Origin of the sequence: Kribbella sp. NPDC050241 (genome assembly GCF_044459685.1) — a bacterium.
GTDB lineage: Bacteria > Actinomycetota > Actinomycetes > Propionibacteriales > Kribbellaceae > Kribbella.
The window spans coordinates 553974-576512 of sequence record NZ_JBITJE010000003.1 but is presented as its reverse complement, the minus strand read 5'-3'; the positions used below and the strand labels follow the sequence as shown (position 1 = coordinate 576512).

The 22539-nt window shown below is 69.1% G+C and carries 20 protein-coding genes; 13 read left to right on the top strand and 7 right to left on the bottom strand.

What is annotated here, in order from left to right:
* Positions 1-39: 39 nt before the first annotated feature.
* On the bottom strand, positions 40-705 hold the full coding sequence (locus ACIBG5_RS17430) for a hypothetical protein (RefSeq protein ID WP_396392510.1): 666 nt from the start codon (positions 703-705) through the stop codon (positions 40-42).
* 109 nt (positions 706-814) lie between these two features.
* Between ACIBG5_RS17430 and ACIBG5_RS17425 the strand changes: the two genes are divergently transcribed.
* Both ACIBG5_RS17425 and ACIBG5_RS17420 read left to right on the top strand, forming a co-directional pair.
* Positions 815-1777 (top strand): LLM class F420-dependent oxidoreductase, encoded by a 963-nt coding sequence (locus ACIBG5_RS17425; protein ID WP_360450263.1) that lies wholly within the window; start codon positions 815-817, stop codon positions 1775-1777.
* A gap of 140 nt (positions 1778-1917) precedes the next feature.
* Positions 1918-5595: a S8 family serine peptidase gene (locus ACIBG5_RS17420; RefSeq protein WP_396392509.1), complete on the top strand. Its 3678-nt coding sequence runs from the start codon at positions 1918-1920 to the stop codon at positions 5593-5595.
* Positions 5596-5703: 108 nt separating this feature from the next.
* On the opposite strand, the gene ACIBG5_RS17415 is transcribed toward ACIBG5_RS17420, so the two are convergent.
* Positions 5704-7056, bottom strand: a complete 1353-nt coding sequence (locus tag ACIBG5_RS17415; protein ID WP_396392508.1) for a lytic transglycosylase domain-containing protein — start codon at positions 7054-7056, stop codon at positions 5704-5706.
* Between the two features lie 244 nt (positions 7057-7300).
* Between ACIBG5_RS17415 and hemL the strand changes: the two genes are divergently transcribed.
* From hemL to ACIBG5_RS17370, 9 genes are all read left to right on the top strand, one after another.
* On the top strand, positions 7301-8623 hold the full coding sequence (gene hemL, locus ACIBG5_RS17410; protein WP_396392507.1) for a glutamate-1-semialdehyde 2,1-aminomutase: 1323 nt from the start codon (positions 7301-7303) through the stop codon (positions 8621-8623).
* A 14-nt stretch (positions 8624-8637) separates the two neighbouring features.
* Entirely contained in the window at positions 8638-9288 is a 651-nt protein-coding gene (locus ACIBG5_RS17405) for a histidine phosphatase family protein (protein ID WP_396392506.1), read from the top strand.
* Entirely contained in the window at positions 9288-9851 is a 564-nt protein-coding gene (locus ACIBG5_RS17400; protein ID WP_396392999.1) for a TlpA family protein disulfide reductase, read from the top strand. The genes ACIBG5_RS17405 and ACIBG5_RS17400 overlap by 1 nt, the downstream gene beginning before the upstream one ends.
* A 4-nt stretch (positions 9852-9855) precedes the next feature.
* Positions 9856-10599, top strand: a complete 744-nt coding sequence (locus ACIBG5_RS17395) for a cytochrome c biogenesis protein CcdA (RefSeq protein WP_360450276.1) — start codon at positions 9856-9858, stop codon at positions 10597-10599.
* A gap of 1 nt (position 10600) precedes the next feature.
* Positions 10601-12187 (top strand): cytochrome c biogenesis protein ResB, encoded by a 1587-nt coding sequence (locus tag ACIBG5_RS17390; protein WP_396392505.1) that lies wholly within the window; start codon positions 10601-10603, stop codon positions 12185-12187.
* Positions 12184-13188, top strand: a complete 1005-nt coding sequence (ccsB, locus tag ACIBG5_RS17385; protein ID WP_396392504.1) for a c-type cytochrome biogenesis protein CcsB — start codon at positions 12184-12186, stop codon at positions 13186-13188. Before ACIBG5_RS17390 ends, ccsB begins: the two co-directional genes overlap by 4 nt.
* Before the next feature lies 1 nt (position 13189).
* A complete protein-coding gene (locus tag ACIBG5_RS17380) occupies positions 13190-13441 on the top strand; it encodes a DUF4229 domain-containing protein (RefSeq protein WP_396392503.1) in 252 nt (83 codons plus the stop codon).
* A 657-nt stretch (positions 13442-14098) separates the two neighbouring features.
* Complete coding sequence (locus tag ACIBG5_RS17375; RefSeq protein ID WP_396392502.1) at positions 14099-14704, top strand: TetR/AcrR family transcriptional regulator C-terminal ligand-binding domain-containing protein; 606 nt, start codon at positions 14099-14101, stop codon at positions 14702-14704.
* Between the two features lie 58 nt (positions 14705-14762).
* Positions 14763-16325: an MFS transporter gene (locus ACIBG5_RS17370; RefSeq protein WP_396392501.1), complete on the top strand. Its 1563-nt coding sequence runs from the start codon at positions 14763-14765 to the stop codon at positions 16323-16325.
* Positions 16326-16393: 68 nt separating this feature from the next.
* Here the strand turns inward: ACIBG5_RS17370 and ACIBG5_RS17365 are convergent, their stop codons facing one another.
* The 3 genes from ACIBG5_RS17365 to ACIBG5_RS17355 are packed head-to-tail and all read right to left on the bottom strand — an operon-like array spanning position 16394 to position 18290.
* Positions 16394-16876, bottom strand: a complete 483-nt coding sequence (locus ACIBG5_RS17365) for a GNAT family N-acetyltransferase (protein WP_396392500.1) — start codon at positions 16874-16876, stop codon at positions 16394-16396.
* Between the two features lie 38 nt (positions 16877-16914).
* Positions 16915-17934: a M48 family metallopeptidase gene (locus tag ACIBG5_RS17360; RefSeq protein ID WP_396392499.1), complete on the bottom strand. Its 1020-nt coding sequence runs from the start codon at positions 17932-17934 to the stop codon at positions 16915-16917.
* Positions 17931-18290: a hypothetical protein gene (locus ACIBG5_RS17355; RefSeq protein ID WP_360450296.1), complete on the bottom strand. Its 360-nt coding sequence runs from the start codon at positions 18288-18290 to the stop codon at positions 17931-17933. The genes ACIBG5_RS17360 and ACIBG5_RS17355 overlap by 4 nt, the downstream gene beginning before the upstream one ends.
* Before the next feature lie 81 nt (positions 18291-18371).
* Here ACIBG5_RS17355 and ACIBG5_RS17350 point away from each other — a divergent pair, with 81 nt between their 5' ends.
* Positions 18372-19490 (top strand): PLP-dependent cysteine synthase family protein, encoded by a 1119-nt coding sequence (locus ACIBG5_RS17350; protein ID WP_202867530.1) that lies wholly within the window; start codon positions 18372-18374, stop codon positions 19488-19490.
* Between the two features lie 15 nt (positions 19491-19505).
* Here ACIBG5_RS17350 and ACIBG5_RS17345 read toward each other — a convergent pair whose 3' ends face one another.
* A complete protein-coding gene (locus tag ACIBG5_RS17345) occupies positions 19506-20117 on the bottom strand; it encodes a TetR/AcrR family transcriptional regulator (protein WP_396392498.1) in 612 nt (203 codons plus the stop codon).
* Between the two features lie 111 nt (positions 20118-20228).
* Here ACIBG5_RS17345 and ACIBG5_RS17340 point away from each other — a divergent pair, with 111 nt between their 5' ends.
* Complete coding sequence (locus ACIBG5_RS17340) at positions 20229-21635, top strand: MFS transporter (RefSeq protein ID WP_396392497.1); 1407 nt, start codon at positions 20229-20231, stop codon at positions 21633-21635.
* A gap of 23 nt (positions 21636-21658) precedes the next feature.
* Here ACIBG5_RS17340 and ACIBG5_RS17335 read toward each other — a convergent pair whose 3' ends face one another.
* On the bottom strand, positions 21659-22531 hold the full coding sequence (locus tag ACIBG5_RS17335) for a 1,4-dihydroxy-2-naphthoate polyprenyltransferase (protein ID WP_396392496.1): 873 nt from the start codon (positions 22529-22531) through the stop codon (positions 21659-21661).
* Between the last annotated feature and the right edge of the window lie 8 nt (positions 22532-22539).

The window sequence follows — 22539 nt, the reverse complement described above, 5'->3', positions numbered from 1 at the left end:
TCTCCCCACCCGCCGGTCAAGACCTCAGCGGTTCCGGAACTAGAGCGCTCTCACGATCGGCCGCATGTGCGCGCGATCTCCGTGCTGAAGGCAGAAACGAACGAGCTCGGGCGCCTCGACCTCGACCTCGCCGATCGTGGTGGTGCGGCGCTCGGCCACCCAGTCGATCAGCTTCAGCGGGTTCGCGATATCGGAGGTGAAGTGCAGCAGGTTCAGGTACCAGATGTCGCGGCGGCCGTGCGGGCGCTCGAACCAGTCGTCGGGGCCGAGCTCGGTGGCGAACCGGTCCATGAAGGCGTCGGCTGCTCCGTCGAGGGGGATGGCGGAGGCCATGACCGACCCCGGGGTCAGCGTGAGGCCGGTGACGCGGAACCGAGTCGGACCGGCGGTGGCCCGCCGCAGAGCGGACAGATAGCGCCCGATCGCGGGGTCGTCCGGGGCGATGGTGGCGCGGTAGCCCTCCAGGGCGCGGACGGTGAGGTGGGCCGATCTCAGTTGACCGGTCTGCCAGTGGCCCGGACCGGCCAGCTCCGCCGCCTCGGCTGTGACTGCATCCAGGCGTTGGGCGAGATCACTGTCGGCCGGAGGACGCAGTACGACGCTCACTGGCCAGCGGCCGCCCTCGCGGGGAGGTTCGTCCCGCTGATGGTCTCCGCGGGCGATCAGGGGTGTGGCGGTGGCGAAGAGGTCGTCGAACTTGGTCACGGGCGGTACGACGCCGGACGGGATTCAGAAGTTGGAGTGGTCTGATTGAGAACGAATTCAGTAGCCAGAGTGATGGACCCTGACCGGCGTGGCCGGAAAGGATGAGGGCATGACTACACGTTTCGGGATTTTCGTCCCGCAGGGCTGGAAGATGGATCTGGCGCAGATCGCGGATCCGGTGGAGCAGTGGGAGGCGATGACGGATGTCGCCAAGCGGGCCGATGAGCAGTCCTGGGACTCGATCTGGTTGTTCGACCACTTCCACACCGTGCCGGAGCCCAGTGACAACACCACCTTCGAGTGCTGGAGTGCGACCGCCGCGCTGGCCCGCGACACCAGCCGGGTCAACATCGGCCAGATGGTCGGCTGCAACGGGTACCGCAACCCCGCGCTGTACGCGAAGATCGCGTCCACCGTCGACGTCGCCAGCCACGGCCGCCTGTACGCCGGCATCGGCGCGGGCTGGTACGAGCACGAATGGAAGGCCTACGGCTACGAGTGGACCGACATCCCGCCGCGGATGGCCGCGTTCCGGGAGGCCACCGAGATCATCTACAAGATGTGGACCGAGGACAAGCCGGTCTACAACGGCAAGCACTACTCGATCAACGAGCCGATCAACGAGCCGAAGGGCGTGCGCAAGCCGCACCCTTCGTTCTGGATCGGTGGCGGTGGCCCGAAGGTCACGCTGAAGCTGGTCGCGCAGTACGGCGACGCGGCGAACATCGGCGGCGGCAACCCCGAGGTGTTCAAGGAGAAGGCGGCCATCCTGCGGGGCCACTGCGAGACCGTCGGCCGCGACTACGACGAGATCATCAAGTCGACCAACTTCAACGTGTTCCCGATCGACAAGGGTGACGACCCGCAGAAGGCGACCGAGAAGGCGCTCGGCCCGATGAACCGGGAGAAGTTCGACCGGGACAACCTGATCGGCACCGAGGACGAGATCGCCGACAAGGTCGAGGCGGCACTCGAGGCCGGCGCCGACTATGTCATCTTCTACGTCCCCGGCGTCGCCTACGACCTGGATCTGATGGACCGCGTCGAGCAGGTCACCAAGCGTTTCGCCTGACCCCTTACGCACGGAGGCGGGGCTGACCAGAATCGGCCATGGCGGGAGTCCGTCACCGGCATCGGTGGACCGGGCCGGGGGCGACTGACAGGCTCGCGAGGATGGCCTCGCGAGGGTCGGGGCATCGGGAGGACCGCCCCGTGACTACTCGATCGCCGCGCCTCACCGCGGGCCTGCTCGCGACGGCGGTGGTCGCCGGTTCCCTGCTGCTGGCGACCACCCCGGCGCACGCCGGAGCCACCACCACGCAGGCGACGCCGGCCGGCAGCACTCACCGGATCACGCTGCTGACCGGTGACGTTGCCGAACTGACCACGAACTCCAACGGCCAGGTCTCGGCCCACCTGACCAGCGACGAGCCGTACTACTTCGGCAGCTTCGACGGCGACCTCAGCGTGGTCCCGGCCTCGGCGTACCCGCTGCTGAGCGAGGGCCGCCTGGACGAGCGCCTCTTCAACCTCACCGAGCTGGTCGAGCAGGGGTACGACGACGCGAGCAGCGACGAACTCCCACTCCTCCTGGCCGCGCCGTCGACCTTGCGCAGTACGCCGGCCGCCCCGCAGGCCGCGACCGTACGCCGTACTCTCCCCAGCGTCGGGAGCACCGCGGTCAGTGTGGAGAAGGCCGACGCGACGACGTTCTGGAGCAGCATCAGCGGCCCGACCACCTTCAAGACCGGCAGCCAGGTGTCCAAGATCTGGCTCGACGGCCGGACTGAGGCGACCCTCGACCAGTCCACGCAACAGATCGGTGCGCCGACCGCCTGGCGGTCCGGTTACGACGGCCAGGGCGTCAAGGTGGCGGTGCTCGACACCGGCTACGACGCGGGCCACCCGGACCTCGCCCAGCAGGTCGTCGCATCCCAGAGCTTCGTCCCGGACCAGCCGGTCCAGGACCTGCACGGCCACGGCACCCACACCGCGTCGATCGTCGCCGGCCTCGGTACGGCGTCCGACGGTGCGCGCAAGGGGGTCGCGCCGGGCGCAGACCTGCTGATCGGCAAGGTGCTCGACAACAGCGGCCACGGTCTCGACTCCGAGGCGATCGCCGGCATGGAGTGGGCGGTGCAGCAGGGTGCCAAGGTCGTCAGCATGAGCCTCGGCGGCAAGCCGTCCGACGGTTCCGATCCGATGAGCCAGGCCGTCGACAGGTTGTCAGAGTCGAGTGGTGCGCTGTTCGTCGTTGCCGCAGGCAACGCCGGTACGGAGGACTCCGTCAGTTCGCTCGGTGCGGCGTCGGAGGCACTGACCGTGGGCGCAGTCGACCGTGACGACAAGCTGGCGAGTTTCTCCAGCCGTGGTCCGCGGCTCGGCGACGGTGCGCTGAAGCCCGAGGTGACTGCACCCGGCGTGGAGATCGCGGCCGCCCGCGCGGCCGGCACCGAACAAGGCCACGTGCTCGGCCAGTACTACACAAGGCTGAGCGGCACCTCGATGGCCACGCCACACGTGGCCGGTGCGGCAGCGATCCTGGCCCAGCGGCACCCGGACTGGTCCGGTCAGCAACTGAAGGCCGTGCTCGCCGCGACAGCGGTGCCGTCCAAGGACGCGACCCCCGCCCAGCAGGGCCTCGGCCGGATCGACATCCCGAACGCCCTCGACCCGGTGATCCTGCCGGATGCGGCCAGCCTGTTCTTCGGTGATCTTTCCTGGAGCGGTACGACGGCCCCGGCGCCGGTCGGCCGTACGGTTGCTTACCGCAACAACTCCACCCGGAACGTGACGCTGGACCTGAGCGTCGGCGCGCAGTCGCCCGGCAGGGTGAACGCGGCACTCACCGTGAGCCCTGCGCGGCTGACCATCCCGGCCGGCGGTACGGCGTCCGCCACCGTCACCCTCGACCTCGCGAAGACCCAGCCGGCCAAGTACACCGGTGTGCTCACGGCCCGCAGCGGCCACACGTCGTACCGGACCGGGCTCGGGTTCGCGGCCGGTGGGCGGCTGAACTCCGTGACCGTGAAGGCGATCGGTCGCGACGGCAAGCCCGCCAGTCTCAAGGGCGGGTCCAGCGGCGTGCAGTTGTGGAACCAGGACACCGGCGCGGTGAAGGTGGTCGCCTTCGACAGCGCCACCGGCAGCCGGACCCTCGAAGTACCGACCGGACGTTACGCCGTCATGGTGTTCGTGGTCGGCGCCGACCAGGCCGGCTGGTCCAACTCGTACTCGTTGCTCGGTGATCCGGACGAGTGGATCGACGGCGACCGGACCTTCAGCTTCGACGCCCGTACGGCGAACAAGGTCACCATCAAGACCCCGCGCCCGGCCGACGCGCAGAAGGTCGGGTTCGCCTGGCACCGCTCGGTCGGCGCCCGTGACGCGGTGTCCGGCTGGACGGTGCCGCAACGGGCCACCGGCGGCATCTACGTGCAGGATTTCGGGAAGGTTGCCAACGGCACCTTCCAGGTCGTGCAGCGGTGGGATCTCGCCCAGCCCGAGCTGACCGCCGACGTCACCGGCGTGGACGGGACCTTCCGGTTGCCGACCCCGAGCGAGACGACCTTCGACTCGTCGTACGTCGGCAGCACGACAATGCCTCTGGTGAACGGAGGCGATGGGACGGCAGCCGAGCTGGCCGGGGCCAAGGATGCCGCGGTTCTGCTGCGCTTCCGGGGTTCCGGTCAGACGGCGGCGCAGATCACCGCGGCCAAGGAGGCGGGGGCGCGGTTCGTCCTGATGTACAACGAGATTCCTGGCTTCTGGTCGACCAGTTCCAACCAGGGCGTCCCGTTCTACCTGCTGCGCGCCGAGCAAGGCCGGCAGTTGCTCGACGTACTGTCCAAGGGCCCGGTGTCCGTGCGGCTGAACGGCTTGCGTGACAGCACCTACCGGTACGACGTGGTCCTCGGGCCGTCGGTCGTACGCGGCCCGCTCAGCTATGACGTCGCGAAGCTGCGGCCGGCTGTGGTGACCACGGACTTCCAGCGCAACGACGCGTTCAAGCTGCACAACGACGAGCGGATCGCGCACCTGCCCGGTGTGCCGGCCGGTCTGAGCGCGATCCGTGGCGTCACCGGACCGGTCACGCGTACCGACTACCTCGCCAGCGACGTGCAGGGCGTCCTCTGGGACGAGCAGACGTCGGCAGGGGACTGGAACGAGTCCGGCTTCGAGTACACGATCGCGCGCGGCTACCGGCCGAACGAGAAGGCGAACCGTGGTTGGTGGGAGTCGCTGACGCGTCCTGCCGTTCCGGACGGAGGGGGAGCCGGGAACGAGGTGCAGGGCTGGCCGCCGGCGCGGTACGAGAACGCGCTGCGGTTCGCGATTCCGCAGTACGTCAGTGGTGATCGCACCGTCTACGGCTGGGGCGACCGCGGTGACACGACGAGCATGAAGCTCAGCAGCAACGGTGTCGAACTCGGCAGCGAGGACTGGTCCGTCGGCCAGTTCGCGGTGCCGGCCAAGGCCGCGTGGTACGACCTGACGCTGGACCAGAAGCGTGGTCCGAGCAGCTGGGCCAAGACCTCGACCGCGACCCACACCGAGTGGCATTTCCTGTCCAAGCCGACCAGCGGGCGATCGGTGCTCCCGCTCGTCCAGGTCGACTACCAGCGGGCCGATGACCGGCTCCAGCTCAAGCCGGCGTACCAGCCGGGTGTGCACGGCCTGGGCATCTTCCGCACCACCGCCGAGATCTCGTACGACGGGACGACGTGGCAGCGGCTCACGCTGTTCCCGCAGGGACTGGACGGCACGGTCACCGCACGGATCCCGGCCGCGCCGGCGGGAGCGTCGTCGGCGAACCTCCGGGTCACGGCGACCGACCTGGTCGGCAACAAGCTCAGCCAGACCATCGAGAAGGCGTGGACCGTGCAGTGATGTGATCGATCAAAAGGGCGACGCCACGAAGCCGGGGGGAGTTGCTCCGTGGCGTCGCCAGAGGCGCGCCAAGGGAGGGGTGGGGGCAGGCGCGCCGGTCTGTGTGGATCAGCTCCCGAGGATGCCTCCACCGAGAACGCCCAGCAGCCCGAGCACGGACAGCAGGTTGCGGATCACTTGGTCGACGGCCGCGGTACCGCCGGTCTGGTACGCCGTCACGCACTTCTGCAGCTGGTCCTGCGTCGGCGAGGTGATGGTCACCTTCTTCATCTCCGCCTGGCAGTACTGCGTGGCCCTGGTCAACTCGGTCACGGTGCTGCCGACCGTGCCGACGATCAGGCCGGCTGCCGTCTGCAGGGTTGCGACGCCCGGCGCCGGCGGCTTGCTAGACGTCGGTGGCTTCGGCGTGGTCGGGTCGTCCGTCGACGGCTGGTCGCCCGGCGTCGTCGGCTTGCTGCCCGGCGGGGTCTTGGTCGGCTGCGTGCCCGGCTTGCCGTCGCCACCCTGGACCGGCCCCGTCGTCGGCTTCGCGGCGCCCGGGTAGGTGGGCAGGTCGTTCGCCTGCGGCAGGTTGTTGTCGGCCGGGGCGTCGATGGTCGGGTCGCCGACCTGGTCGCCGGCGGTGTCGATGCCCTGGCCGTCGCTCTCGGTCCCGTTGCCGACCGCGATCCAACTCCCACCGGCGTACGCCTCGGCGATGCTGATCACGAGATCGGCGTACTGCTGGGAGTGGTTGTAGCGCAGGATCGCGGAGTTCAGGTCGCTCGCCTTGGACAGGTCGGTCTTGCCGGAGCACAGGTACACCGCGGTGGACATGGCCGCGTCGTCGATGTCCTGCGGGTTCCGCACGCCGTCGCCGTCGCCGTCCACACCCATCGACCGCCAGGTGCCCGGGATGAACTGCATCGGCCCGACCGCGCGGTCGAACGCGCCGTCACCGTCGAACGCGCCGGCGTCCGTGTCGTTGATCTTGGCCGTGCGCAGGCCGTCCAGCCGGGGGCCGAAGATGCCCGGCACCGCGACGCCCTGGGTGTTCAGCGCGTTGCCGCCGAAGCGGCCGTGGTTCGACTCGACGCGGCCGATCGCGGCCACCAGCGTCCACGGCAGGTTGCAGGCCGGATCGACCTGCGCCATCACCTGCTGGGCCCGGGAGTAGGCCTTCAACGCGGCATTCGGGATCCCGTTGCGGGACAGGCCGGAGACGACCTGGGTCGGCTGCTCGCCGGGGTCGACACCGTGGCCGACCACGCCCGGCACCGGCACGTTGGCCGGCTCGGCGATCGGCTGCTTCGGTACGACGACCGGACTCTTGCCGGACAGACCCTGCTCCAGCGACGCCGTGGCGATCGCCGGATCATCCGTGGCACTGACGGTGAATGCGCTCGCGAACAACGCCAACGGGATGAGCGGCGCCACCTGACGCCACCCGCTACCCGTGGCGCGGCGCTTGCCCTTCGCCATCGATGATCCCTCCGTGACTCATCGACCTGTCCAGCCCCACGCTGCGGACAAATCATTTCGTCGCTGTCGGTTGCCGTCGTACTGGGTCTAACGTCCAGTCCGTGCGTGGGTTACGCACCGAACTCAGACCATCTACGGCCGGTTACCGGGTACCCATACTGGCGCGTAACAACGCTCCTGTGAACCCCCCGATGGGACCGAACCGGGCTGCCCGCCCATCGGCCCGCCTGGCCGGTCGGGAAGAATGGCGGCCGTGCCCGACCACACAGAACAGTCCGCCACGCTCTTCGACAGGGCGTCCGCAGTCACGCCGGGCGGGGTCAACTCTCCCGTACGAGCGTTCCGCGCCGTTGGCGGCGTACCGCGCTTCATGGCATCGGGTGATCGATGTCACATCACCGATGTCGACGGCAACCGCTACCTCGATCTGGTCTGCTCCTGGGGGCCGATGCTGCTCGGCCACGCCCATCCGGAGGTGACCGCCGCGGTGCAGGCCGCCGTCGCCCGCGGTACGTCGTACGGGACGCCGACCGAGACCGAAGTACTGCTCGGCGAGGAGATCGTCGCGCGGACCCCGGTGGACAAGGTCCGGCTGGTGTCGTCAGGCACCGAGGCGACCATGTCCGCGCTCCGGCTGGCCCGCGGGTACACCGGCCGGGCGAAGATCGTGAAGTTCGCCGGCTGCTACCACGGGCACGTCGATGCGCTGCTCGCGCAGGCGGGATCCGGCGTTCTGACGCTGGGCATCCCCGGTACGCCGGGCGTCACCGAGGCGACCACGGCCGACACCATCGTGCTGCCGTACAACGACCAGGCCGCCGTCTCCGCCGCCTTCGCCGAGTACGGCGACCAGATCGCGGCCGTCATCACCGAGGCGTCACCCGGCAACATGGGCGTCGTACCGCCCCGGGACAACTTCAACGCCTTCCTGGCCAGGACCTGCAAGGACAACGGCGCACTGTTCATCTCCGACGAGGTGATGACCGGCTTCCGGATCACCCGCTCCGGCTGGTACGGCGTCGACGGCGTACGGCCCGATCTGATGACGTTCGGCAAGGTGATGGGCGGCGGCTTCCCGGCCGCGGCGTTCGGCGGACGGGCCGACGTCATGGCCCACCTGGCGCCGGAGGGCTCGGTCTACCAGGCCGGCACCCTGTCCGGGAACCCGATCGCCACCACCGCCGGCCTGACCACGCTGCGACTGGCCACCGACGAGGTCTACGCCAAGCTCGACGAGACGTCGGCCACCATCCAGCGGCTGGTCTCGACCGCGCTGGACAAGGAAGGTGTGCCGCACGTCATCTCGGCGGCCGGGAACCTCTTCAGCGTCTTCTTCGTGGAGTCGGAGGAGGGACCTGCCGAGATCCGGGACTTCGCCGGTGCGAGCGCCCAGGTGCTGCCCCGGTTCGCGGCGTTCTTCCATGCCATGCTGGACGCCGGCGTCTACCTGCCGCCGAGCGCCTTCGAGGCCTGGTTCGTCAGCGCCGCCATCGACGACGACGCGCTGGCCGAACTCGAGTCCGCCCTGGCCCTTGCGGCAGCCGCGGCGGCCGCAGTACCGAACTGAAGGGAACGGCAGCGGTGACCGAAACGACGGTCGTGCACCTGATGCGTCACGGCGAGGTGCACAACCCGACCGGTGTGCTCTACGGCCGGATCCCCGACTTCCACCTGTCCGAACTGGGCCGGGCGATGGCCGAGCGGGTCGCCGAGTCCGTGAAGGGCCGCGACATCGTCCACCTGGTCAGCTCGCCGTTGGAGCGGGCCCAGGAGACGATGGAGCCGATCGCCAAGGTGTTCGGGCTGACCCCGGACATCGACGAGCGGGTGATCGAGGCCGCGAACCTGTTCGAGGGCAAGAAGTTCGGTGTCGGCGACGGAGCCCTGAAGAACCCGGGCGCCTGGTGGCTGCTCCGTAATCCGCTGAAGCCGTCCTGGGGCGAGCCGTACCAGCAGATCGTCCGGCGGATGCGTGACGCGATCGAGACCGCTCGGCAGAAGGCTGCCGGGCACGAGGCTCTGATCGTGTCGCACCAGTTGCCGATCTGGATCGTCCGGTCCGCGATCGAGGGCCGCCGGCTGCCGCACGACCCGCGCAAGCGGCAGTGCAGCCTGGCCAGCCTGACCTCGTTCACCTTCCACGGCGAGTCGATCGTCTCCGTCGGATACGCCGAGCCGGCCAAAGACATGCTGCCGGTGAAGAACCCGAAGAAGTTCGTCGGGGGCGCGTGATGAAGCGTGCGGCCGCTGTGGTGGCTGGGTTGGTGCTGGCGCTGACCGCGTGCTCGTCCGGGCAGCAGGCCGCGGAGAACCGGCAGGGTCAGGCCGGATTCGTGAGCGGGACGCACAACGTGTCCGTCTTCGCCCCGGCCGACCGCAAGCCGGCGCCGGTGTTCACCGGTACGACGCTCGACGGCAAGACCTGGACGCTGTCGGACCACCTGGGCAAGGTGGTCGTGCTGAACGTCTGGGGCTCGTGGTGCCCGCCCTGCCGCAAGGAGGCGCCGGACCTGGTCGCGGCGAACAAGGAACTCGGCCCGTCGGTGGAGTTCATCGGCCTGAACACGCGCGATCTCGACCCGGCGCCGGCCAAGAAGTTCGTCCAGGAGTTCGGCGTGCAGTACCCGAGCGTGTACGACCCGAACGGCAAGTCGCTGCTGCGCTTCCGCGGCCAGATCTCGGCGGCGTCGATCCCGAGCACGCTGGTGATCGACAAGACCGGCAAGGTCGCGGCGCGAGTGATCGGCGACGTGACCAAGCAGACGCTGCTGGGCATGGTCAAGGACGCCGGTTGACCTGATGGGTGAGTGGTTCGCGCAATCGATGACGGGTTCGATGCTGGTGGCACTGCCGATCGCGGTGCTGGCCGGCGCGATCTCGTTCTTCTCGCCCTGCGTCGTTCCGCTGCTGCCCGGCTACCTGTCCTACGTCACCGGGCTGTCCGCGGCCGAGCTCGGCTCGAAGCAGCGCGGCCGGATGCTGGCCGGGACCGCCTTGTTCGTGGCGGGATTCTCGGCGGTCTTCATCCTGACCGGCGTACTGTTCGGCACCGCCGGCGACCTGCTGATCGAGCACCAGACCGCGATCACCCGGGTGCTCGGCGGGCTGACCGTCGTACTGGGACTGGTCTTCCTGGGTGGATTCGGGTTCCTGCAGAAGGACGTGCGGGTGCATCGGGTGCCCGCGGTCGGGATCGCGGCCGCGCCGCTGCTCGGCGTACTGTTCGGATTCGGCTGGACGCCGTGTATCGGTCCGACGCTCGGGACCGTGATGACGCTGGCCGCGACCGAGGGCAGCACCGGGCGGGGTGCGACGCTGGCGTTGGTGTTCAGCCTCGGGCTGGGCATTCCGTTCATCGTGGCGGCGTTGGCGTTCCGGCGGATGCTGGGCGCCGTCGCGTGGGTCCGGCGGCACCAGGTGCTGGTGATCCGGATCGGCGGCGTACTGATGATCGCGGTGGGACTGCTGCTGCTGACGGGAGTGTGGGATTCGATGACCGCGGACCTGAGGCAGTGGGTCGCCAACTTCGGGTCGGCGGTGTGATGTGACCGACGTCAAGGACCACATCACCGCACCGACCGGCGGCTCCGGGAACGAACCGCCCGCGCTCGGCCTGGTCGGCTGGCTGCGCTGGATGTGGCGCCAGCTCACCTCGATGAAGACCGCGCTGGTGCTGCTGTTCCTGCTCGCGCTGGGTGCGGTGCCGGGATCGCTCATCCCGCAGACGCCGATCGACCCGATCAAGGTGTCGGACTTCCTCACCGCGCATCCGAAGCTCGGCCCGTTCTACGACAAGCTCGGGCTGTTCGACGTCTACAAGTCGCCCTGGTTCTCGGCGATCTACCTGCTGCTGTTCATCTCGCTGATCGGGTGTGTGGTGCCCCGGCTCGGCGTGTACCTGAGGGCGGTCCGGGCCCGCCCGCCGAAGCCGCCGCGCAACCTGAACCGGCTGCCCGGCTACCAGCGTTTCACCATCGATTCCGAGGGCGACTTCCTGGCGACCGCCACCCGTGAGCTGCGCCGCCGCCGGTTCCGCGTCCAGGCGTACGACGGCGCGGTCGGCGCGGAGCGCGGCTACCTGCGCGAGGCCGGCAACCTGCTCTTCCACTTCTCCCTGATCCTGGCGCTGATCGGTGTCGCCTGGGGTTCGCTGTTCGGCTACCGCGGCACCGTTCTGGTTGTCGTGGGCAACGGTTTCGCGAACTCACTGGCGCAGTACGACGACTTCGCGCCGGGCCGGGTGTTCGACGGCGACAACCTGCCGCCGTTCTCGCTGACGGTCAAGGACTTCGAGGTGAAGTTCCAGCAGGACGGTCCGCAGAAGGGCGCGGCCCGCGAGTTCAAGGCGCAGCTGAGCTATCAGGAGACGCCGGACGCGCCGGAGAAGTCGTACCAGCTCGAGGTCAACCACCCGCTGAAGCTCGACGGCAGCAGCATCTACCTGCTCGGCCACGGCTACGCGCCGCGGGTCACGGTGCGGGACGGCAACGGGCAGGTCGCGTTCTCCGGGCCGGCGCCGTTCCTGCCGCAGGACAGCAACTTCTCGTCGTTCGGCGTGATCAAGGCGCCGGACGCGCGGCCGATGCAGCTCGGCTTCGAGGGCTTCTTCCTGCCGACCGCGGTGATCGACCAGCGCGGCCCGGTCTCGGTCTTCCCCGACGACCTGAACCCGGCGCTGGTGATGACCGGGTACTACGGCCGCCCGCAGCCCGAGACCGGGAAACCGGAGTCGGTGTACCAGCTGGACAAGTCGAAGCTGACCCAATTCGAGAAGGACGGCGACAAGCTGCGCTTCCAGCTCGCGCCCGGGCAGACCACGACGCTGCCGGACAAGGCCGGGTCGATCACCTTCGACGGCTACAGCCGCTGGGTGAAGCTGCAGGTCAGCCACACTCCGGGCACGAATCTGGCGCTGGCGGGCATCCTGCTGGCCATCCTCGGCCTGATGGGCTCACTGTTCGTGCACCCGCGGCGTACCTGGGTGCGCGTCCGCACCGAAGACGGGCGTACCGTTGTCGAAGTCGCGGGTCTGGACCGCGGACCCGAGCGGGGGCTCGGCGACGAGATCCGGGCCATCACCGACAGCCTGAAACCAGAACCAGACCGATCGAGCACCCAGGAGCAGCCATGAGTGCGGAGACCTTCGCGCACGTCTCCAACCTGGTCGTCCCGACCGCCACGGTGATCTACGCGCTGGCGATGATGTCGCACGCGCTCGAATGGGCGCTCGGCCGCGCCGTCGTGGTCAAGGACGCCGAGGTGAAGCAGGACGTTCTGGTCGCGTCCGGTGGCGAAGGGGTCACCGCCGGCACTGCTTCGGGCGGCACCGCTTCGGCTGGGGTGGCCGAGACCGTCGTTCCTGGGGCGGAGCGGATGGAGGCGGCGAGCCGGATCGGGCTGACGCTGACCTACCTGGCCTTCGTGCTGCACCTCGCGGGTGTGGTGACCCGCGGCCTCGCCGCGGGGCGGGTGCCGTGGGGCAACATGTACGAGTTCTCGATCACGGCGTCGCTGGCTGTCGCGGCCGTGTACCTGATCTTCGTGCAGCGCTACAAGCTGCAGTGGCTGGGTCTCGGCGTGACGCTCGTGGTCGCCGCCGTACTCGGGCTCGCGACGCTCGCGCTCTACACCCCGGCCGGTCCGCTCGTGCCGGCGCTGCACTCGTACTGGCTTGTCATCCACGTGTCCGCGGCCGCCATCTCCGGTGGCGCGTTCACCATCGGCGGTCTGGTGTCGGTGCTCTACCTGGTCAAGGCCCGTGCGGAGCGCCGGGTGCTGGCCGGCGGCACGATGTCGGCGTCGCTGCGGCGGCTCCCGAGTGCCGAGGCGATGGACGGTACGGCGTACAAGGTGCTCGCGTTCGCCTTCCCGCTGTGGACCTTCGGCGTCCTGGTGGCCGGACCGATCTGGGCGGAGTACGCCTGGGGCCGGTACTGGGGCTGGGACCCCAAGGAAGTCTGGTCGCTGGTCACCTGGGTGGTGTACGCCGCCTACCTGCACGCGCGGGCGACCGCCGGCTGGCGGGGCCGGAACGCCGCGACGATCGCGATCGTCGGGTGGTTCGTGTTCATCTTCAACTTCGTCGGAGTGAACCTGCTGGTCTCCGGTATGCACTCCTACGCCGGGGTGTGAGATGAAGGAGTTCGCCGTCTACACCGGCTTGCGGGCCGCGTTGTTCGCGGTCTGCTTCGCCGTTCTGTGGTTCTCGCTGAGCGCCCGGCTGGGTGTCTTCCCGTTGTTGCTGCTGGCACTGATCCTGTCCTCGATCCTTTCCATCTTCGTACTGCGCGCCGCCCGCGAGCGGCTGGCCGGCCAGATCGAACGCCGGGCCTCGAGGATGTCGCAGCGGATCGAACAGGCCCGCTCCGCCGAAGACGACGACTGACCCACCACCCCACCCCACCCCACCCCGCGACGCCCCGCGCCGCCCCGCGCCGCCCCGCGCCGCGCCGCCCCGCGCCGCCCCGCGCCGCCCCGCGCCGCGCCGTGCCGCGCCGAGCCGTGCCGCCCCGCCGCGCCGCCCCGCCGTGCCGCCCCGCCGCGCCGCCCCGCCGCGCCGCCCCGCCGCGCCGCCCCGCCGCGCCGCCGCGGCGTGCCGCCCCGTCCCACCCCACCTCGCGCCGAGCCCGCTCCCGCCCGCCTCTGATGGGTTGACCCATCAGAGGGTGGGTTGGCGTACCGCACGCGACTAGCCAACCCACCATCTCTTGGGTGAACCCATGGGGCGGAGGCGGCCCGCGATCACGCGGACGTACGGCGTACCACTGGTTCAACTGATGGGTTGACCCATCAGAGGGTGGGTTGGCGTACCGCACGCGACTAGCCAACCCACCATCTCCTGGGTGAACCCACGGGGCGGAGGCGGCCCGCGATCACGCGGACGGGCGGCGTACCACTGGTTCAACTGGTACGGAGAGTGACCTAGGCCACGGTCAGGTTCTTGGCAAAATTGTTTGTGCATCCCTTCACATGAGTCGTAGAGTCGTGGATAGAACGAAACCGTTTCGTTCTATCTGCTACTACGAACTCACACAGGGTGATCATGGTCGAGACAGCCGGAGTGCGGCACCGTCCGCGGGTCGAAGGTGGTCGTGAGGAAGAGATCCTCGCCGCGACCGTCGCGCTCGTGGCCGAGCTGGGGTACGACCGGCTGACCATGGACGCGGTGGCGACGGCGGCGAAGGCCAGCAAGGCGACGCTGTACCGGCGCTGGACCAGCAAGGCCGAGCTCGTGGTGGACGCGGTCAGCCGGGCCAAGGGTTGCCCGATGCCGGAGAACGTCGACACCGGCAGCCTGCGCGGTGACCTGATCTCGCTGGCGTGCGGCGCCGGTGGCTTCACCGACGAGATGCCGATGTCGGTGATGGCGGGGCTGCTGACGGCTCTGCAGCACGACGCCGAACTGCAGAACGCGTTCCGGGAGCGGTTCCTGGCGCCGCGATTGGGGCTGGTGGCAACGGTCTACCAGCGTGCGGTCGACCGCGGCGAGGTCAGCCCGGACATCGACGTCGAACTGCTGGCCAACACGCTTCCGGCCGTGATCATCCACCATGCCTTCCTGCTCGGCGTCGAGCCGACCGACGACCTGATCCTCCGAGTGATCGACAACGTGATTCTGCCTGCGGCGCGGGGGTCGCAGGCGAGCTGACCGGTGAGGGGCCGGTCCGCGACCACAAAGCAGTTACGCCCAAGAGGGGAATAGTTCTATGTCCGAAGACGTCGTCAAAGCTGATCCGCCCGAGGGCCGGCCGGTTGACGCGGTGACGGAGACCGCCCACGGCCACCGGAACCTCGGTATCGCGCTCGCGCTGATCTGCATGGCGCAGTTGATGGTGGTGCTGGACGGCACCATCGTCAACATCGCCCTTCCGCACATCCAGACCGATCTGGGCATCAGCAACGCCTCGCTGCCGTGGGTGGTCAACGCCTACGCGCTGGCCTTCGGCGGTCTGCTGCTGCTCGGCGGCCGGATCGGGGACATCCTCGGCCGCCGCAAGGTGTTCATCTTCGGCGTCGTGCTGTTCGGTGCGGCGTCGTTCGTCGGCGGCATCGCACAGAGTGAGAGCGTGCTGCTGGCCAGCCGGATCCTGCAGGGTGTCGCCGCCGCGGCGGCCTCGCCGAACGCGCTGGCACTCATCACCACCACCTTCCCGGCCGGCAAAGAGCGCAACCGCGCGATGGGCGTGTACGCCGCGATGTCCGGGGCCGGTGCGGCCGTCGGCCTGATCCTCGGCGGTGCGCTGACCGAGGCGTCCTGGCGGTGGACCTTCTTCATCAACACGCCGATCGGCCTGATCGTGGCGGTGCTGGCGTTGCGGTATCTGGGCGAGTCGGCCCGGCAGAGCGGGAAGTTCGACCTGCCCGGTGCGATCACCGGCTCGGTCGGTCTGGCCGGTCTGGTCTACGGCCTGAACCACGCGGCCTCGGACGGCTGGGGTGACCCGGTGACGCTGACCTTCATCCTCGGCGGGCTGGCGCTGATCGCGACCTTCCTGCTGATCGAGGCCCGTTCGCGGCACCCGCTGATGCCATTCCGGATTCTCGCGAACCGGACCCGCGGGGTCAGCTTCTTCGTGATGCTGGTGGTCGGCGCGGCGATGTTCTCGATGTTCTACTTCCTGGGCATCTTCGTGCAGAACATCATGGGCTACAGCGCGCTGAAGACCGGCTTCGCGTTCCTGCCGTTCAGCCTCGGCATCGTGGTGGCCGCGCAGGTCGCCTCGACGCTGATCGCCCGGATGGACCCGCGCTGGATCGCCGGTGCCGGTGCGGTGCTGGTCTCGGGCGGGATGTTCGGATTCAGTCAGCTCGACGTCGACTCGTCGTACCTGACTCATCTGCTGCCGTTCATCCTGCTGCTGTCGTTCGGCATGGGCCTGATCTTCGTGCCGCTCACGCTGACCGCGGTCAGTGGCGTCGCGAACGAGGACTCCGGTGTCGGCTCCGCCGTACTGAACACGGTCCAGCAGATCGGTGGTGCGATCGGCCTGGCGCTGCTGGGCACGATCTCCACCAGCGCGATCAAGGACAAGTTCACCGAGCTGGCCCCAGGCCTGCAGAAGGCGGCCGAGTCCGGTCAGTCGCCGACTCAGCTGAAGCAGTTGGAGGGTCAGTTCACGGCGGTCGCCACCACGCACGGCTTCACCCGCGCGTTCCTGTGGTCGACGTTCCTGATGCTCGGCGCGGCCGTGGTCACGCTGGTCGGCCTGTCGGTCAAGTACAAGGATCTGGCCACCGACAACCAGAACGGTCCGGTCCACATGGGCTGATCCAGCCCGCGAGTCTCGAAGGGTCCGCTTTCCACGGGAGGAGGGGAAAGCGGGCCCTTCGTCGTACCTCAGAGCTGCTTGCGCATCACGAGCTCGCGGCGGACGCCGTCCGGCATCAGGTCGCCGAGCTCGTCGGTGTCGGCGAAACCGTTGCGGAGATAGAGCTTGTGCGCCGGATCATTGCCGTCCGCAACGGACAGCTTCAGGACCCGGGCGCCGGTGCCGGAGGCCCACTGCGCGATGGTGGTGATGAGCGTGTCGCCGACGCCGCGGCCCCGGCCGGTCGGGGCGATCCACATCGACACGAGCTCGGCCGTGCCGGTCTCCTCCCCGGGGAACCCGCCGACCATGCCGACCGGCGTACCGTCCAGACTGGCGATCACCTGGTAGGCACCGGGTGCACTGAGCCGTTCGCGCCAGCGTTCTTCGGGCGCGTCGACCCAGTCGGCCAGCTGGGAGCCGAACGCGTACGGCGCTTCCGTCAGCGCGGCCACCCGGAGGTCGCGCCACAGTTTCCAGTCGTCCGCACCGATGTCTCGTAGTTCGATCACGGAGGACAGGATCCAGCGTGCGGGGCGGCCGGCGCCACTCAGTTTCGGGGCGGGATCCTGGACGAGACCCAGTCGCGGACGCCGCCCAGGCCGTCGCTGAGATCGCGGAGGAGCTTGGCGAGCGGGTCCTGCGAGCGGCTGAAGGCGTCGGAGTACGACTTGGCCGCGTTCTTGGCCTCCTGGGGCATGGAGGCGGTGGCGTCGTCCTGGCGCTTCGGGTAGGTGCCGGACACGATCGAGGTGTACTCGCCGTCGTCCACCCAGCGGCGCAGCTCGTGCGCGCGGATGACGGCCATCGGGTGCGACTGCGCCTCGAGCAGCAGCAGCTTCAGCACGCTGTCGCGCAGGTCGCCGGCGCTCTCGTACTCCGTCCCCTGCGCGAGGAACGCCGTGGTGTCGAGCTCACCGAGCTGCCCGGCGCTGGCGAGCTTCATCTGCACGCGGAGTGGGACCGCCGGGTCCTGGACGGCCAGCAGGCCGGCCCGGTCGCCGGAGAGCTCGGCCTTGCGGGACCATTCGTGCAGCGCGGCGATGATCGCGCGGATCCCGAGCGCGCCGATCGGCATCCAGTTGATCGCACCGGTCAGCCGCATCAGCCAGAGCAGCAGCGACTGGTACAGCGCGTGCCCGCTCTGCGCGTGGCCGAGCTCGTGTCCGAGGATGAACCGCAGTTCCTCCTCGTCCATGCCCTGCAGCAGCGCGCTGTTGACCACGATGAACGGCCGGTCCATGCCGATCGTGACGGCGTTCCAGATCGGGTTGTTGGCGATGTACAGCTCGGGCAGTTCGCGGACGTCGAGGGTGCTGGCGGCCTCGGTGTAGAGGCGGTGCACCCGGGGGAACTGCCGTTCGTCGACCCGGATCGCCCCGCCGAGGAACTGCAGCCGGAAGGCCCGCTCGTTGATCATCCCGGACATCTTCCGGAGCAGGTAGTCGAACCCCTTCAGCTGCCGCAACGCCACCAGCGCGCCGCGGTCGGCCGGGTGCTCCCACGCCCGCGAGCTGATGTCGGTCAGCGTGACCCGCTGCCGGGTCGGGCGCTCTTCGTTCTCGCTCATCGTTCCCCCTGCTGACTGGGCCTCGTGTCCGTCCAACCTAGCTCGCTCCTGGGTCGCCGTACCTTCGGATTGAGGATCCAGGCGAGCAGGAGCGGGAGCGGCCAGCTCAGGGGGACGGACCACCAGGACGGGTGTACGAAGAGGATGCCGACCACGCCGGCCAGCGCGAGGGCGGTGCCCCAGAGCCAGTACCAGAAGGCGTTCCATCCGGGGTGGCGGATGCCTCTGCGGTAGCCGACCGCCGCCAGCGTGGCCGTCGCCGGCAGGGCGCTGAACACTCCGAACGCGACGACGACGGTTGCGATGAGCACGATCTCGCCGGTGGAGAAGTGTGGCTCGAATCCCAGGGGCACCATGGGTCTCATCGTTCCGTCCGGGACACCGGTTGCTCAGCGTAGGAATACTCAAATCGCCTGGTACGCCCTAGCCTGGCCCGCATGAGTGAGGTTGACGTGTGCCGTGAGGTGGACCGGCGCGACGACAAGGCGCGCGCCTGGGTGTCGGAGGCGATCCGGATCGTGGACGCCGACGCGAACCGGAGCGCGGACACCCACCTGCACGTGTTCCCGATGCCGGACGCGCTGGGCGTGGACCTGTACCTGAAGGACGAGTCCGTGCACCCGACCGGCTCGCTCAAGCACCGGCTGGCCCGCTCGCTGTTCCTCTACGCACTGTGCAATGGCTGGATCGGCGAGGGCACCACGGTGATCGAGGCGTCCAGCGGCTCGACCGCGGTCAGCGAGGCGTACTTCGCCCGCCTGCTCGGGCTGCCGTTCGTGGCGGTGATGCCGCGCTCCACCAGCCCCGAGAAAGTCGAGCTGATCGAGTTCTACGGCGGCAGCTGCCACTTCGTCGAGCGGTCCGGCCAGATCTACGGCGAGGCGAAGCGGCTGGCCGAGGAGACCGGCGGCCACTACATGGACCAGTTCACGTACGCCGAGCGGGCCACCGACTGGCGCGGGAACAACAACATCGCGGAGTCGATCTTCGACCAGCTCCGGTTGGAGCAGCACCCGGTGCCGAGCTGGATCGTCGTCGGTGCCGGCACCGGGGGTACGTCGGCCACCATCGGACGCTACGTCCGCTACCAACGGCACGACACCTCGGTCGCGGTCGTCGACCCGGAGAACTCGGCCTTCTTTCCTGCATTCGAAGCCGGCGACGACGACTACTCCACCGGCCGCCCCTCCCGGATCGAAGGCATCGGCCGCCCCCGAGTCGAACCGTCGTTCGTCCTCGGCGTGGTCGACCGGATGATCTCGGTCCCCGACGCCGCCTCGATCGCCGCGATGCGCTTCTGCTCGCGGGTCACCGGGCGGCTGGTCGGCGGCTCCACCGGCACCAACCTGTGGGGCTCACTCCGGCTGGCCGCGGAGATGCGGCGTACGGGCGTCCGCGGCAGCATCGTCACCCTGCTCTGCGACAGCGGCGAACGCTACGGCAACACGTACTACGACGACGCCTGGCTACGCACGAGCGGCATCGACATCACGCCGTACACCACCACCCTCGAAACCTTCGCCACCACCGGCCGCTGGCGCGAACCAGGCGAGTAGTTCTTCCCCAGCGCGCTACGCAGGCGCTCCTTCGTCTCGGCGGCGTGAGGGCGGTTGTGCTCGCAGTAATCGGTCGACCAGTCCGTCGACGTAATCGGGCGTGAGTGGGCTCGCGCCGAACAGGACTCGGATGTACAGCGGGGCCATGATGTGGTCGAGGACGTCGAGAGCGTCGGGCGGGTTCTCGCCGCGTTCGCGGGCGCGATCGAGCATGGACTCCAGCAGGCGCCTTCGTTCGCCGAGGAAGTCGTCCCGTGCCTGCAGGCCCTGTTGGCCGCTACCGGTCAGGGCGATGGTCAGGCGCAGGACCGCCAGGCCCTCGGGTCCGGTGATCTCGCGGGCCACGGCGGCCGCATAAGTGCGCAGGTCGCCGGCCAGGCTCCCGGTGTCTGGCATTGGCGATCGCGCGTTGAGGCGGGTGAGCGCGACGTCGGTGAGCAGGGTTTCCAGGCTGCCCCACCGGCGGTAGATGCTGCTGTCGGCCACGCCCGCGCGGGCGGCGATGTCGGCGACGGTGAAGCTGCCGTAGCCGCGTTCGCCGACCAGGTCGGTGACCGCCTGGTGCACCGCCGCGCTGACACGAGCGCTGCGCCCGCCGGGCCGCCGGGCTCGCTCTCGATCATCCATGTCTCCACCTTAACGCAGTTCTCAGTTGCGTTTACGCCACGAAGCACCGTAGTGTTTTAACGCAGTCAGGGACTGCGTTTAGGCATCGACAGGTGAAAGAGGGAACGAGTCTTGAGCGCGTACGAAGACACTGCGACGGCTGCACCGCCGATGGGTCGATCGAGCCGGGCAGCGTTGCTCGCGCTGACCTGCTTGGGCCAGTTCATGGTGCTGCTCGACAACACGATCGTCGGCGCGGCGCTGCCCGACATGCAGCAACGACTGCACACCCAGTTGACCGGCCTGCAATGGATCGTCGACGCCTACGTTCTGCTGGTCGCCATGCTGCTGCTGTCCGGCGGAGTCCTCGCCGACCGGTTCGGCCGCAAGCGGGCGTATCTGGCCGGTGTCGCGGTGTTCACCGCAGCATCCGTACTGTGCTCCCTCGCACCGTCGATCGGTTGGCTGATCACCGGGCGGGTGTTGCAGGGGGTCGGTGCGGCAGCGCTCAGCCCGGCCTCCCTGGCGTTGCTGGCCTCCGCGTATCCCGTGCCTCAGCAGCGAGTCAAGGCGATCGGGCTGTGGGCCGGAATCAGCGGCATCGGTCTGGCCGCCGGGCCCGTGGCCGGCGGTGTGCTGGCAGATGCCTTCGGCTGGCCGGCCATCTTCCTCGTCAACGTGCCGATCGGCGTCGTCCTGCTGCTGGCCGGTCTGCGCGTCCTGGGCGAGTCCCGCAATCCGAGCGCCCCCGCAGTCGACATCCCTGGGACGATCCTGTCCGTCTTCGGGGTAGGGGCGATGACCTACGGGCTGATCGAGGGCGGGTCCCGCGGCTGGACGTCGCCAGTGATCTTGGGCAGCTTCGCCGCCGCGACCGTGCTGCTCGCGTGCTTCGTCGCAGTCGAAGGCCGTCGGGTGGCGCCGATGTTGCCGCTGCGGCTGTTCCGGCAGCGGCTGTTCACTGCGGCCAACACGGCGATGGTCGTGGTCGGGTTCGCGCTGATGGGCTCGTCGTTCTTCTTCTCCCAGTTCTTCGTGTACGTGCAGGGCAGCTCGCTTCTGCTGGCCGGCCTGCAGACCCTGCCCACCTCACTCGCGATGGTCTTCGTCAGCCCGTACGCAGGCCGACTCGCCGCGCGGTACGGATTCCGGATCGTGGTCACCATCGGGCTCGCGGTGGCCGGGATCGGGCTGCTGACCCTGGGCATGGTGCACGCGGACACCGGCTACGGGAATGTGTGGTGGCGGCTTGCAGTCGTCGGCATCGGCTTCGCGTTGACGATGTCCCCGCTGACCGGCGCCGCCATCCAGGCGGTCAGCCCGCAGGAGGGGGGCCTCGCCTCGGGGATCAGCAGCACCACCCGGCAGATCGGCGCGGTGCTCGGCGTCGCGCTGCTCGGAGCCATCGTCCGCACCAGGGAATCCGGCGGCGGCTCCTTCGAATCCGGCCTCGACAGGACCTTCATCGTTGCCGGCGCCGTCACCTTGATCACCGCCATCTTCACCGGCCTGCGGCTGACGAGGTCCGACCCCACGTAAGCCTTGCCGGGACCTGCAGGCCATCAGCCACCGAGGGCGAGGCCGATGGCTAGGCCGAGGGCGTAGAGGAGTTCGGTGAGGCCGGTGCCTTTGAGGACGGGGATGAGGGCTGGGCCTACTGCGTCGCTGAGGACTACTCGGATGGACTGGACGGCCAGGGGGATGGCGATGAAGGCCAGGAGGGTCCAAGGGGTTGCGATTGCGGAGGCGGCTGCCAGGACGAACGCCAGTACTACGAGGGCGGCGTACAGGCGGCGGGAGTTTGCGGCGCCGAGGACTACGGCGAGGGTGCGTTTGCCGGTGACGGTGTCGGTGGGGATGTCGCGGAGGTTGTTGGCGACCAGGAGGGCGCAGGCGATCGACCCGATCGAGACCGCACCGGCCACGGCCGTCCAGCTCAGCGTCTCCGCCTGGACGTACGTCGTACCCAGTACGGCGACCAGCCCGAAGAAGAGGAAGACGCTGACCTCACCCAGCGCGCGGTACCCGTACGGCCTCTTCCCGCCCGTGTAGAACCAAGCACCGAGTAGCGACGCCGCCCCAGCGACCAGCAGCCACCAGTTGGAGGTGGCGGACAGGATGACCCCGAGTACGGCGCCCACGCCGAAGCAGGTGAAGGCTGCGGTCTTCACCTGTCCCGGAGTGGCGACCTTGGAGCCGACCAGGCGCAGTGGGCCGACCCGGTTCTCGTCGGTGCCGCGGATGCCGTCGCTGTAGTCGTTGGCGTAGTTGACGCCGATCTGCAGTGTCAGAGCGACTCCGAGCGCGAGCAGCGCCTTCCACCAGACGAAGCCGTCCAGGTACGCGGCCGCACCGGTTCCGACGAGGACAGGGGAGATCGCGGCGGGCAGCGTGCGTGGGCGCGCGCCTTCGATCCACTGGGCAGGGGTGGCCATGACCGTCG

Coding starts and splice junctions, on each gene's coding strand:
- ACIBG5_RS17425 (WP_360450263.1), top strand. CDS start 815: ATGACTACACGTTTCGGGATTTTCGTCCCGCAGGGCTGGAAGATGGAT.
- ACIBG5_RS17415 (WP_396392508.1), bottom strand. CDS start 7,056: ATGGCGAAGGGCAAGCGCCGCGCCACGGGTAGCGGGTGGCGTCAGGTG.
- hemL (WP_396392507.1), top strand. CDS start 7,301: ATGGCGGCCGTGCCCGACCACACAGAACAGTCCGCCACGCTCTTCGAC.
- ACIBG5_RS17400 (WP_396392999.1), top strand. CDS start 9,288: ATGAAGCGTGCGGCCGCTGTGGTGGCTGGGTTGGTGCTGGCGCTGACC.
- ACIBG5_RS17395 (WP_360450276.1), top strand. CDS start 9,856: ATGGGTGAGTGGTTCGCGCAATCGATGACGGGTTCGATGCTGGTGGCA.
- ccsB (WP_396392504.1), top strand. CDS start 12,184: ATGAGTGCGGAGACCTTCGCGCACGTCTCCAACCTGGTCGTCCCGACC.
- ACIBG5_RS17380 (WP_396392503.1), top strand. CDS start 13,190: ATGAAGGAGTTCGCCGTCTACACCGGCTTGCGGGCCGCGTTGTTCGCG.
- ACIBG5_RS17375 (WP_396392502.1), top strand. CDS start 14,099: ATGGTCGAGACAGCCGGAGTGCGGCACCGTCCGCGGGTCGAAGGTGGT.
- ACIBG5_RS17370 (WP_396392501.1), top strand. CDS start 14,763: ATGTCCGAAGACGTCGTCAAAGCTGATCCGCCCGAGGGCCGGCCGGTT.
- ACIBG5_RS17360 (WP_396392499.1), bottom strand. CDS start 17,934: ATGAGCGAGAACGAAGAGCGCCCGACCCGGCAGCGGGTCACGCTGACC.
- ACIBG5_RS17355 (WP_360450296.1), bottom strand. CDS start 18,290: ATGGTGCCCCTGGGATTCGAGCCACACTTCTCCACCGGCGAGATCGTG.
- ACIBG5_RS17350 (WP_202867530.1), top strand. CDS start 18,372: ATGAGTGAGGTTGACGTGTGCCGTGAGGTGGACCGGCGCGACGACAAG.
- ACIBG5_RS17345 (WP_396392498.1), bottom strand. CDS start 20,117: ATGGATGATCGAGAGCGAGCCCGGCGGCCCGGCGGGCGCAGCGCTCGT.
- ACIBG5_RS17335 (WP_396392496.1), bottom strand. CDS start 22,531: ATGGCCACCCCTGCCCAGTGGATCGAAGGCGCGCGCCCACGCACGCTG.